Annotated in this window: 11 protein-coding genes; 1 reads left to right on the top strand and 10 read right to left on the bottom strand. The window is 37.0% G+C overall.

Annotated elements, in window-relative coordinates:
• Positions 1-111: 111 nt before the first annotated feature.
• From NO995_RS02425 to NO995_RS02400, 6 genes are all read right to left on the bottom strand, one after another.
• A complete protein-coding gene (locus NO995_RS02425; protein WP_258226129.1) occupies positions 112-1,158 on the bottom strand; it encodes a hypothetical protein in 1,047 nt (348 codons plus the stop codon).
• Between the two features lie 146 nt (positions 1,159-1,304).
• Positions 1,305-2,609, bottom strand: a complete 1,305-nt coding sequence (gene nhaA / locus NO995_RS02420) for a Na+/H+ antiporter NhaA (protein WP_258226128.1) — start codon at positions 2,607-2,609, stop codon at positions 1,305-1,307.
• A gap of 192 nt (positions 2,610-2,801) precedes the next feature.
• A complete protein-coding gene (locus NO995_RS02415) occupies positions 2,802-2,993 on the bottom strand; it encodes a hypothetical protein (protein WP_258226127.1) in 192 nt (63 codons plus the stop codon).
• Between the two features lie 305 nt (positions 2,994-3,298).
• On the bottom strand, positions 3,299-3,949 hold the full coding sequence (locus tag NO995_RS02410; RefSeq protein WP_258226126.1) for a DUF2238 domain-containing protein: 651 nt from the start codon (positions 3,947-3,949) through the stop codon (positions 3,299-3,301).
• Positions 3,950-4,161: 212 nt separating this feature from the next.
• Complete coding sequence (locus NO995_RS02405; RefSeq protein WP_258226125.1) at positions 4,162-4,893, bottom strand: DUF2846 domain-containing protein; 732 nt, start codon at positions 4,891-4,893, stop codon at positions 4,162-4,164.
• A gap of 705 nt (positions 4,894-5,598) precedes the next feature.
• A complete protein-coding gene (locus NO995_RS02400; RefSeq protein ID WP_258226124.1) occupies positions 5,599-6,120 on the bottom strand; it encodes a hypothetical protein in 522 nt (173 codons plus the stop codon).
• A gap of 433 nt (positions 6,121-6,553) precedes the next feature.
• On the opposite strand from NO995_RS02400, the gene NO995_RS02395 reads away from it, so the two are divergent.
• Positions 6,554-7,198, top strand: coding sequence for a DUF6266 family protein (locus NO995_RS02395; RefSeq protein WP_258226123.1), 645 nt, complete (start codon positions 6,554-6,556; stop codon positions 7,196-7,198).
• A gap of 281 nt (positions 7,199-7,479) precedes the next feature.
• On the opposite strand, the gene NO995_RS02390 is transcribed toward NO995_RS02395, so the two are convergent.
• The 4 genes from NO995_RS02390 to NO995_RS02375 form a co-directional block, all read right to left on the bottom strand.
• A complete protein-coding gene (locus NO995_RS02390) occupies positions 7,480-7,812 on the bottom strand; it encodes a GIY-YIG nuclease family protein (protein ID WP_258226122.1) in 333 nt (110 codons plus the stop codon).
• 286 nt (positions 7,813-8,098) lie between these two features.
• Positions 8,099-8,314 (bottom strand): helix-turn-helix domain-containing protein, encoded by a 216-nt coding sequence (locus NO995_RS02385; RefSeq protein ID WP_240571758.1) that lies wholly within the window; start codon positions 8,312-8,314, stop codon positions 8,099-8,101.
• A gap of 204 nt (positions 8,315-8,518) precedes the next feature.
• A complete protein-coding gene (locus NO995_RS02380; RefSeq protein ID WP_258226121.1) occupies positions 8,519-10,033 on the bottom strand; it encodes an arylsulfatase in 1,515 nt (504 codons plus the stop codon).
• 347 nt (positions 10,034-10,380) lie between these two features.
• A complete protein-coding gene (locus NO995_RS02375; RefSeq protein ID WP_258226120.1) occupies positions 10,381-11,952 on the bottom strand; it encodes an arylsulfatase in 1,572 nt (523 codons plus the stop codon).
• Positions 11,953-12,124 lie beyond the last annotated feature (172 nt).

Raw genomic sequence — 12,124 nt, 5'->3', positions numbered from 1 at the left:
TTTTATCGAACTGTCTAGGTTATGTATGCCATGATAATTTGAATTCTGGTTCAATTCAAAAACGAAGTTACGCACAGTTTTTCAGAGTTATTAACAAAAGGAGTTACCCTTTTATTTAATATTTACCAGCTTAAAACTATGCCACACCCAAAGCAAACGATCCTGCAGGGTAGAGAAGTTATGCAACTCGTTAGGTAGGCCACGTTCAGACAGGTACATACTAGCTGTGTTGCCTTTGCCTTTTTCGTCGGTCCAGAAGAATACAATATGAACAGAGCGCATAAGTAGTTCAGTAGTTTCAGGCAGCATGGCACTCGTATTCTTGTTTTCAATAGCCAGCATTCGGGCATAGCTTATACCCTTTGGTAAAGATACCGGCGTTAGAGTGATGCCGGTTAAGGTGTCGTGTTGTTTGTCTAAAATGGTTTTTATAAATGTTGTGTTGCAGTAGTTATCGAAGGCTTCAATAGTTGCGCATTTTTTTAAGGATAAACTCGTAATACCACCAGCTTCAGAATAGGTGTTTGAAATTAAAGGGTTTCTGAATGCAAATGCCGTATTTGGGCTATCCTGACCCAGTATTTCCCAGGAAGGTAAAGGTCTAAAAAGGTAGTTGTGTGTTTTGTCGGCATACCAGGGTATGGTATCGTTGTATATATTTTCACGGAAGTCATAATTACCAGTCATAGGAACAATGCAATACCGGTCTTGAATATGGCCGGTGTAGGCCTGTAGTCTGGCCTTTCCTTCGGCGTTATCCAATAGTTTTAAAGATCCTAATAGTCCCTGAGTGTTTTGTTCAGGCTTTAGCGAGACGTAGTAGTCATTACCAGGTTGCAGGATAAGATTTAATTCGATGTATGCATTCTTAATTTTTGTGTGCAGTTTTGTCGTGTCTGTTAGTTTGGTATGAACCCGATACACGTGATTCATTTTAGCTTTTACACAAAATCCGGCATCATCATTAAGTATTACGGCTAACCAGTTATCGGGGAAATCATCATCCTGTTCTCTCAAAAAATAAATATGCGCAAAAGTGTCGGGGTTCAGGTTTGCAGGACCTGGTGTATAGACCAAAGGTTTTTCCTGTGCTATTAGTATTGGTATAGCAAAAAGGTAAAAGAATATGAGGGTTATATGCGTTGAATTCGGCTTCATATTCGTTGGAAGGCACACTTGAATGCACTACTTTAAATTACGCATTTTTTTGTCAATAAGCTAAAAGGGGGAGGTAATTTGTAATAATAAACCAAGGGATATTGAGCCATCCTTCATTTAAAAATAGTGTTACCATGTCATTTTGTTTAGGCTTTTCTTAAAGTTAAATACCCGGCAATACCACACAAAAGTGAAGCTGCAAAAATGCCTATTTTGGCTTGCAGAATATAGGCTGGATCGGCAAATGCCAGATCTGTTATAAATAAAGACATGGTAAAACCAATACCTGCCAGTAAAGCTGTTCCATAAATTTGCCTCCAGTTAACACCTTCGGGAAGTGTTGCTAATTTCAGTTTTATTAAGATTTTAGAAAAACCGACCACTCCAATAAATTTCCCAAACGCCAGGCCAAATATGACACCCAGGCTAACATGACTACCCAAATTATCGAAAAAACTTCCGGAAAACGTTATACCAGCATTGGCAAGCGCAAATATGGGCATAACCACATAACTAACCAATGGGTGCATACCGTGTTCAAGACGTTGAAGCGGAGTCATAGCTCCTTTCGAGTAACGACTTATTTTTTCTAAAATATGAAGCTGGTCTGACGTAATAAGAGAAACATTGTTAGGCGCACTTCTTTCAAACTCATTAGTAAGTTCATTCATTTTTTTTACAAATAAAGTGTCTCCAATTTTAACATTTCCAGGAATTGTAAGAGCTGCAATTACACCAGCAATGGTAGCATGAATTCCAGAGAGCAAAAAAGCCATCCATAAGCCACCAATGCCAACAACTCCATAAAATACAGTGCTTCTAACCCCTAAAATATTAGCTAATAAAAGCACAGCAAAAAAACCGGCCCCTATCAATAGGCTAATTGTGGAAATATCGGAAGTGTAGAAAAAGGCTATAACCAATACTGCTCCCAAATCGTCAACAATAGCCAAAGCCGTTAAGAATATCTTAAGTGATATGGGTACTCTATCTCCTAACAAGTAGAGGATACCTAATGCAAAAGCAATATCTGTTGCCATTGGAATCCCCCATCCATTGGAAGCTTCGCCTGATGAATTCCATAACCAGTATAGTAATGCAGGAACCACCATACCGCCTAAGGCTGAAAAAATAGGTAGCATTGCATTTTTAGGTTTCGAAAGTTCGCCAGCCATAATCTCTCTCTTTAGTTCTAAACCCACTACAAAAAAGAATATCGACATCAACCCGTCATTAATCCAGTGATGCAAAGATTTAGAGACTTTAAAATCACTAAAACCAATAGTAAATGTATGCTCCCAAAAATGATGGTAGGCATCTTTAAGAGGCGAATTTGCAAGTATTAATGCCAGTATAGCAGATGCAAATAACAGAATGCCACTGGTTGTTGAATTGCTAATAAACCGATTTATTGGAATTAACAAATACTTATCTATGGGATCTAGTCTCATTAAGGCCGTTTTTTATTTTGAATTATTCAATTAAATATGAGTTGGTAAGCATAGTGATTAACAGCTTATAAGGTCGGGTTACATGAATATCCAATAGGATATCTGGTTTATTAACTAAGATAGTGAAATTGCGAGGATTTTCCGAGAAGAAAATTAGAAGTCATGAACTTTATGGGGCGTTACAAATCGTTTTTATTTCATTTTATTCCTGGCAATTGGTATAACTATCCCTATTAATATCGCTAAGAAAAATGATGTTCCCCAATCAACTATTGCTCCATTTTTTTCGATTAACAAATTCCATAACAATGTAACTAGGCTAGCCGCCACAAAGGCAATTAGAAATGCAATCACTACTTTAAAAAACATGCCGTTTGTTTTCATACTTGCCGGGTTTAGTTTAGTGAATGTTTACTTTTATATAGCTTTATCATTAGTTATTTAGTGCTTATCATTTTTTGGGTAAAGGTTCTAAATTTCTTCAATGTTATGCTTCACCCTTACACTCCTTTCAATGGTGCTCTACCTTTGTGATATTAGGTCGAGGCAATCATTCGATTAGCCTGAATGTCAATCTGTAGTACGGAAATTTAATTGCGATACTTACAAGCGATAAAGATTGTGGTTATGCCTTTTACCACGTGTTGTCGTACGCTTTTTTTCTTTTTTTTTGATTCGTCTTAAACGTTCTATGTTTTGCTTAACGGATAGTTATTATCATTTTTATTAAGATAATATCCCAATATTATAAACACTGATATCGCACCAAGAATATCTAAAAACATATCTTTTTGTGCATCCCATATATCTCCCTGTGATCCAAGGAAAGCAGCACCAGAGTTACCTCCTTTTAATACTGCGTAATACATTTCTATTACCTCATATAGAGCACCCCAGAATCCCATAGCAAGAATTCCAAGAATAATAGCAGTCGTTTTATTATTAACCCAACCTTTTCTTAAAAAAAGTTCGGCAATAGGATAGGCAAGAATACCAACTAAAAAATGGCCAACTCTGTCAAAATTATTTCGATCACTTGGAAATAAGAAATCCATATTGAGATTAGCTAATATTTTATTTCCTAAATTGAAGGGAGCTAGTTCAAAAGTGTAATGGCCCCCATATGTATGAAACATGAAGAATAAAGTTATTAAGAAGTATGATAAATTCGAAAACCTAAATTTCTTAAAAGTAAAAACCAAGAGCACTACAGGTACTATAATGGGTAAATTTTCAGCAAACCATACGGCTCTGTCAATTGGGTTTATTGCTAATGCAATAAATTCGATAATGTAGACTAATAATAAAACATATGGGAGATACTGCTTCAGTTTCGTCATATTATAGATGTATTATAGTTTGTTCCGATTTAATTTTCCTTTAAATGTATTTATCCTCCTTTTCTAAAATACACTACAGCCGTTTTGCTTACGTTTGTTGCATGAAAATCCGATAGGATTCTCAGATTGCATAACTAATATAATAAAATTGCGAGGACTTTCCGAGAAGAAAATCCGATTCAACAAAACTTATATAATACAAGGAAAAGTTTTTATTTTATTTGTTCATACTCTCGAATCCCTATCTTATTATCAATTAAATACATATCTGGTCTTCCAATAGCTATACCCATATTTATTCCGCATTTTACAAAATATTCCTGACCTTTTTTAATGTTTATAACTACAGAGTCTTTTGCTTCAGTAACTCCCCAGAAGGTATGTTTACCATAATTTGATGTTCTATATTCAAATTTTTCACCACTACGAACTCTTCCAATTATGGAATCGTTATTAAGTTTAATTTTATATCCGATTAATGAACCATTAAATTTCTTTGGTCTATAAAAATAGACAACCGAATAGTTTACACTGTCAGGTAATCTGGATTTATTTCTCCTTTCATCTTCATTAATTAAATCTATTAGTTTTTCGGTTTGTATATTTCTGTACATTTTGGCTTTTATGCGATAACATGTGCTTTCAAAACCTGGTTTTTTAATCTCAACTAATTGTACCAAATTAGCTCCGGATTTTTTGGCTGTTAGCTTGGCATTTTCAATAACCGTTTCGTATCCACAATCTGTAGTAAACCCAGAATCTCCAATTTTTAAATCACCAACAAATAGTGAGTTTTCTGGAATATCATCCTCACGGCCTAAAAGAAAAACCTGTTCGGTATCTTCTAATTGGGGGAATTTAGTATCGGTTAAGCTACTTCTAATTTTAGGAGAGCATGAATGTAGAAAAAGTGCAATTAATAAAATAATTGGAGTTTTATTCATTTTTAAGTTTTTAATGGTTTTTATAACCGTAGGTTATCGGTTTGGTTTAATTAGTTTTTTTGTTAACAATTAACACACTCAAGCAATAAGCTTTATATGGTGTTGGATTTTTGTTTTATAAATTTATATTTCTTTTCGGCGTTATTGTATCAGGGATATTAAAATTTCTTAATACTTCTCTTAATAATTTATTTACCAAAGTACCTCCAGAGTAAAAGCAAAATTACACTTATGATTAAGTGAAATATTGGAAGAATTGAAATAATTAGATTTTTCTTTTTTCTATTTGTCCAGCTATATAGAAAAGTCAATGGGTAAAGAGTTGAAAAAATTAAGAAAGAATATGGTAAAAGAATTTCTGAAAATGACGCATTTCCAGATCTGTGTCCAGCGAGCGACATTAGATTTACTAAAAGTAAAATAGGATAAATTCCAAGTGGAATAATTGATAAAACAATTAAAATTGTGTGCGGTAAATTGGATTTATTCAAAAATTGAAATTTCATTCTTAATTTAATTTATTTCGATTACTTTTTTCAATCATTTTAAAGCTTAACTAAGAAACAGAAGGTTGATTTTTAAAGGCTTCGACAAATGAAACGGTTTGTGTATGGCTTGTTGCGGGGAATCCGAGAGGATTTTCCGCCGTAGCCGAAAGATATCAAACTACAAGGAATTTTCGGAAGAAAATTCAGCTGCAATGAGCTATACATGGTGTTCGGCACTGGCTTTTATTTTTTCTAGTATCTTTTTTCCTTTTTTATTCAAATTCAATATAGCGGCTCCAGAATTATGGCTCCAAGGATGCTGTATTAAATTCCACTGTATTTCTTTTTTTTTGAATCTCAAGATTAGCATATCAGAGCTAAATAATTTTCCTTGAGATGAAGCAACTATGAAATTCTGATTATCATTTTCAATTCGCCAATTATTTTCCGTCAAAATAGTTCGAGCATTTTCCTTAAAATCCTCTAGTTTTTGAGCAAGTTCAAATGATTTGAAATTCAGTCTTTTTAACTGCAATAGGTATGTCGAAATTCCAATTAGTAAGGTTGAAACTGATACAATTAGAAAATCTGTTGCTTTAAATGAATTCATATCTTTTAGATAGAAAAATCCGCTTATTAGTCCATTAGCTATCAATGCTATCGGAATTCCAAAGAAAGTAAGCCATTCCAATGAACCAATTTTGAAGTGTATTTTGTTTGGCTTAATATTTTCTTTCATTGTTTTTTTAGCTTGTGCCTAACTTGTTTATATGCGTTATTATTTGTTTGATAATATCCTAACGGGGTAGGATAACAACATATTTCAGATTTTAAATATAACGCTTATTCTTACATTTTTAAACGGAAGTTACGCACAGTTATAACGACTTATTAACAGTTGTGTATAGTGTGTATCCCTGTTTAACAGCAGTCTTATACCACCCATGTTCAGCTAAAGTCGATTTTAAAAAAATAACCCTGAGCGAGAGCTGAACAAACCTCGAACAAAACTGCAACAAAACCCCTGTTTTTTTGGCTTCAGTCTCAAATCGTCCCAAACCGTCTCAAATGGTCTCATGCTGTGTCAATGTGTGTCAAATGGTGTCATAGATTTGTAATTCAGTGTGTTGTGTGCTAGTTTCGAACTGTTTAACCCCTAAAAATCATATATCATGGGAAAATTTAGTAAAGGCATCCTTGGAGGGTTCTCCGGAAAAGTAGGTAACGTGGTGGGTGCACGTTGGCGCGGACAAGATATTATGCGCAGTTTACCGCAACGCGGTAATTATGTGCCAACAACGGCACAGCTCGATCAGCGTGTGCGGTTTAAAACGGCTATAGGTTTTGTAACGCCTATAAAAAATATCTTGTCGTCGTATTATGGAAAACAGCAGGGAGACAAAAGTGCTTTTAATCTGGCTACGGGTTATGTGTTAAAAGAAGCTTTGTTACCCGATGGGTTGGGCGACTATACCATAGATTACCCGAAGGTACTTATTGCCAAAGGTGATTTACGCGGACTGGCGAATGGGGCCGTGGTAGCTGCTGCCAGTCAGGAACTCACCATCACCTGGGATGATAACAGTGGGCAGGGTAATGCCGCCACTACCGACGAGCTGGTGGTGGTCGTGTATTGCGAGGCGCTCGATTTGTTTGAAACAGCTAACCCGGCAGGAACCAGAGACCTTACCACGGTACAAATGCCACTGCCAGCATACTGGGCAGGCCAGCAGGTTCAGGTATGGGCGACTTTCGTAACAGCCGATAAGCAACTGGCTGCGACGAGTACGTTTTTAGGTGCGGTTACGGTATCGTAAGGTGTAAGGCGTATGTCGTGAGACGTGAGTTTTAAATAGTGAGGGGTGTTGTGCTTCTCACTTTTTTTGTGATATGCCTGTTCAAAAGAGATGAACTTTGTCACCCTGAACTTGATTCAGGGTCTGGCCACAAGAGGTAGAGATGCTGAAATCAAAGATTCAGCGAAGCTAAATAAATTCAGTATGACAGTTGTAGTGGTGTCACCCTGAACTTGATTCAGGGTCTAGCTGCAAAGGGGGTATAGATGCTGAATCAAGTTCAGCATGACAGGGAGATTTTGTCATTCCGAACTTGTTTCGGAATCTCCATCTTCAGTGCCCAAGGGTACCCATAAATCTTCCCAATTCGGATTGTTTTGTTCTATTAAGTTAATCTTCCATTGTCGATGCCAATTCTTCAATTGCTTTTCTCGTTTTATAGCATCATTTATAAATTGAAACTCCTCGAAATAAACCAGTCGTTTTAGTTTATATTTCTTAGTAAATGCTGAACCTTTTCCTAAAACATGTCGTTCCATTCTATCATCGATACCACCGGTTACACCTATATAAAGTGTACCTCGAGGTTTGTTGGTTATGATATAAACCCAGTAGTTGTGATATGTACGTTTCATAGTTAATTAGTTTAATTTTGCGTGAGATATGAGATGCTGAAATCGAAGATTCAGCGAAGCTAAATAAGTTCAGCATGACAATAGGGAGTTTGTCATTCCGAACTGGTTTCGGAATCTATTAGATAAAGCACTATGTGTTTGCTAACTAATGCGGTTATTTTGCTTGGTTCGGGGGCTGGGTTCTGTAGATGCTGAAACAAGTTCAGCATGACAGGATAAATATGATAAACAAATATTGTCATTCCGAATTGGTTTCGGAATCTCCATCTTTAGTTTCCACAGCTACCTACAAATCTTCCCAACGCATATTATGCTGCATCAAATTCAGGGTAAAATACTTCGGGTAGTAGCGCGTGCCTCCCATAGTGGTGTAGGGCAGTTGTTTTTGTTTGCACCAGCGGTACAGGGTGCTTCGACTAATTTTAAAGAAACGTTGTACTTCGTCGGCGGTCATCCAGTGCTCATCTTTAAAGGCACTACTTTTAGGGTGTTCAGGTTTCATAATAGAGGGGTTTGGGTGCTGTTATGTTGACGATTAGTTCATGGATACATGGATTAATAAATTGTAAATCACATAGTTAATAAAAATCTTACAGATAAAAAATACTTACTTCTACGTATTTTTTCATCTCATGTTTTAAGGATATAAAAAAAACACCCGAACCAAAAGGCCGGGTGTTTCGTAATTATTTGTGTGGTAAAGTGATTATTGCCTGGTGTCCGATTTTAAAATGGCATCAATAGCCTTGTTAATATCTAACGATGCAGCTGCCTGACGTGGCGGAAACTCTTTAAATGTTGCCAGATGCTCGCTTAATAAACCTATGGCAGGTTGCATAACCCAAGATTTCTCCATAATTAAATGGAAACCAGTAATATCGTCGTATTTTTCAAATGGATCTTTTCTTAAGTTAAACAACTGCGGCATGGTGTGACTAACCATATCGTCAAAATAACGCTCTTTGGTAGCAAAGTGCATTTTCCAAGGGCCTACACGCATTGCTGTTAAACCTGATTCGTAGTAATAAAAGAAATAGTTTCTGGAAGATTCATCTGTTTTACCAGTCCAGTAGTCTAAATTCTGGAAGCCGTCTACATAAACTTTATAAGTCATATCGCCGGCTTTATAGCCTTTCTTTAAGTCGTCTTTAATGTTTTCTTTTCCAACGGCAGCCATAAGGGTTGGTAACACATCTTCGTGAGCTGAGATACCATTTCTAACTAAACCAGCAGGAATGTTTTTAGGCCAGCGTACCATAAAAGGCGAACGTACACCGCCTTCGTAAGTGGTCATTTTTTCGCCTCTAAACATCGTTACACCAGCGTGTGGGAAGGTACTTTGTTCCGGGCCGTTATCGGTGGTGTAAATTACAATGGTATTTTCATCGATACCTAAATCTTCCATATAATCTAACAGTTGCCCTACATGCCCATCATGCTCCATTAAACCAGAACCAAATAAGTCCATATCGGTACTAATAGGTGTAGCCAGATTTCTTGATGCTTCTTTTAAGTGGGTGTACACGTGCATACGGCTGGTGGCGTGCCAGATAAAAAACGGCTTTTTAGCATCTTTAGCACGTTTCATGAAGTCTTTGGTTTTAGCTACCAATTCTTCATCGAAGGTTTCCATTCGCTTAGACGTTAGTTTACCAATATCGGTAACTTTTTGTTTTCCTATAACGCCAAAACGCGGATCTTCGGTGCTGTCATATTTGTCTGTTGCGTAAGACTCAATAATACCACGAGGCCCATATTTTTCGTAGAAGGCTTCGCTTTTTGGGTAATCTTCCTGTTCTTCTTCTTCCGATACGTTTAAGTGATACAGGTTACCAAAGAACTCATCGAACCCGTGAACCGTAGGTAAATGCTCATTACGGTCTCCTAAGTGGTTTTTACCATACTGAGCCGTCATGTAGCCCATAGGTTTCAATAATTCCGCCAGGGTAGGGTCTTCTTTTTTAAGTCCCAGAGGATTACCTGGTTGCCCTACAGTGGTTAATCCGGTACGTACTGGTTTTTGTCCGGTAATAAAGGCGGCACGCCCGGCGGTACAACTGGGTTGTGAGTAGTGGTCGGTAAATATGGCACCTTCTTTAGCGATGCGGTCGATATTTGGCGTTGGATATTGCATACCTAAACTATAGCACCCTAAGGAGTTAGGCGCCACGTCATCCACCATAATAACTAAAATATTGGGTTTGTCTTGAGCGAGTGCCAAGAAAGGGAATACGAATGCTGAAACAATATTCGTTTAAATAGTGGTTTGGTTTTAATCATAATTATAGAAATTAAAGTTTAATATTTAAGTGTTACTCTATACTTGTAAGATAATGCTTTGAAAATACGTAAAAGAATATTTATCGACAAAGTAAATTAGGCGTCTATTTTGTTAAAATTCAGGATACTTTGTAACCGATTGTATGACCTGATTAGCTTAAAAATGTAGGGTTTCTTTTAATTATTATGTTTTGCAGGGAGTGAAAACTGATATTAAATTGGTGCCATTAGCAAACAAAAAGGTCCGGATTATATCCAGACCTTTTTAACTTGTTTATGTGTGTTGTGTTACTGATGGCCTTTTTTAACTACAGCATCCATAACATTCGACATATCAAAACTTTTACCACCTTGTACCGGAGGATAGTCGAGTAAGGTTTTAATATGCTTGTTCATTTGTTCTCCCATTGGAGCCATAAGCCAGGATACTTTTTGCATTAAGTGACCGTAAGCGTCTTCAGATTTATAGCTTTCAAATGGATCCATTCGAAGATTAAAGATAATTGGCGCTGTTCTTGGTTCTATATTACTATAATACGTTTCTTTCCAGTTAAAATGGAATTTCCAAGGCCCCATACGAACCGCATTTAATTTGCTTTCGTAATAGTAGTAGAACATATCTCTCTCAGATTCCTGAGTTTCGTTTTTCCAGTATGGTAAGTTGTTAACCCCGTCTATATATTGTTTTTTCTCTTTCATCATTTTGTCTGCAACGTTATCAACACCCGCAGCAGCTGCTAAAGAAGTAAACATGTCCATATGTGCCTGAATACCATTTTTAACCTGGTTAGGTTCGATAACGCCAGGCCATTTTACCATACTTACAACACGAACACCACCTTCGGTAGTTCCCATCTTTTCACCACGGAATGGTGTAGTACCACCATGAGGCCATGAATTGTGTTCTGGTCCATTATCGGTAGAATACCAGATAATCGTGTTTTTATCTAAGCCTTGATCTTTTAACCATTTTAATACGGTTCCTATATCGTAATCGTGCTGTAACATACCACTGCCGTAATAATCGGCTTCTGAAGTGAAGTTTTCTGCCGCATAGCGCCATTTATCATTTAAACGGGTGTATAAGTGCATTCTTGACGTATTTAACCAAACAAAGAAGGGTTTCTTATCGTCCTTGGCTTTTTTCATGAACTTTTCTGCCATAGGGATAACTTCAGAACCGTCAAAATCTTTCATGCGTTCCTGTGTTAACGGACCTGTGTCTTCAATACGTTGTTTCCCTACTTTGCCAAAACGCGGATCATCTGTACTGTCTTCTGAATTGGTTGCCCAGGAGTGGATCACACCGCGCGTACCAAATTTCTTTTCGTACGCTTCTAAATCACCAGAATAAAGCTTTGCAAAATTCTGATAGTCACGTTGTTCTGATTCTTCCTGAGTATTTAAATGATAAAGATTGCCGTAGAATTCATCGAAACCATGAGCGGTTGGAAGGTGCTCGTTACGGTCGCCCAGGTGGTTTTTACCAAAGTGTCCGGTGGCGTAGCCTTCTTCTTTTAATACTTCGGCTAAACAAGGTGATGCGGCCTGAAGTCCTAAAGCATCTCCGGGTTGTCCTACGGTAGTCATACCACTTCTTATAGGGTATTGCCCGGTAATAAACGAAGCTCTACCAGCAGTACAGCTGGGTTGTGCGTAATGATCGGTAAATCGGATACCGTCGTAGCCAATCTGGTCAATGTTAGGTGTGGTGTAACCCATGGTACCCATACCATAAGCACTTACATTTTGCCAGCCAATGTCGTCACCCCAAATAACTAAAATATTGGGTTTGTCCTGAGCGAATGCGCCCATAGTCACACTTAAAATTAGTGTAGTAGCAATAGTTTTTAAATTCATAATTTAAAACAAGTTAAAGGTTAATAAATAAATTAAAAAGTGACTAACTTATATTTAAAACCAGAGTGTAGGTTTGTTTTGTTGGTTTTTCCTAAAGATACAAATAATTGTGTAAATAATTGTAAGCTAATGTTTTGTTTGTGTTATGATAATATAAAGTTGAAAAGTCTCC

Source organism: Aestuariibaculum sp. M13, from assembly GCF_024723255.1.
In the GTDB taxonomy this organism is placed as follows: Bacteria; Bacteroidota; Bacteroidia; order Flavobacteriales; family Flavobacteriaceae; genus Aestuariibaculum; species Aestuariibaculum lutulentum.
This window is presented reverse-complemented; position numbering and strand designations above follow the sequence as displayed.

Excerpts from the sequence above, each read along its gene's own strand:
- NO995_RS02425 (WP_258226129.1), bottom strand. The coding sequence starts at position 1,158 with ATGAAGCCGAATTCAACGCATATAACCCTCATATTCTTTTACCTTTTT.
- nhaA (WP_258226128.1), bottom strand. The coding sequence starts at position 2,609 with ATGAGACTAGATCCCATAGATAAGTATTTGTTAATTCCAATAAATCGG.
- NO995_RS02415 (WP_258226127.1), bottom strand. The coding sequence starts at position 2,993 with ATGAAAACAAACGGCATGTTTTTTAAAGTAGTGATTGCATTTCTAATT.
- NO995_RS02410 (WP_258226126.1), bottom strand. The coding sequence starts at position 3,949 with ATGACGAAACTGAAGCAGTATCTCCCATATGTTTTATTATTAGTCTAC.
- NO995_RS02405 (WP_258226125.1), bottom strand. The coding sequence starts at position 4,893 with ATGAATAAAACTCCAATTATTTTATTAATTGCACTTTTTCTACATTCA.
- NO995_RS02400 (WP_258226124.1), bottom strand. The coding sequence starts at position 6,120 with ATGAAAGAAAATATTAAGCCAAACAAAATACACTTCAAAATTGGTTCA.
- NO995_RS02395 (WP_258226123.1), top strand. The coding sequence starts at position 6,554 with ATGGGAAAATTTAGTAAAGGCATCCTTGGAGGGTTCTCCGGAAAAGTA.
- NO995_RS02390 (WP_258226122.1), bottom strand. The coding sequence starts at position 7,812 with ATGAAACGTACATATCACAACTACTGGGTTTATATCATAACCAACAAA.
- NO995_RS02385 (WP_240571758.1), bottom strand. The coding sequence starts at position 8,314 with ATGAAACCTGAACACCCTAAAAGTAGTGCCTTTAAAGATGAGCACTGG.
- NO995_RS02375 (WP_258226120.1), bottom strand. The coding sequence starts at position 11,952 with ATGAATTTAAAAACTATTGCTACTACACTAATTTTAAGTGTGACTATG.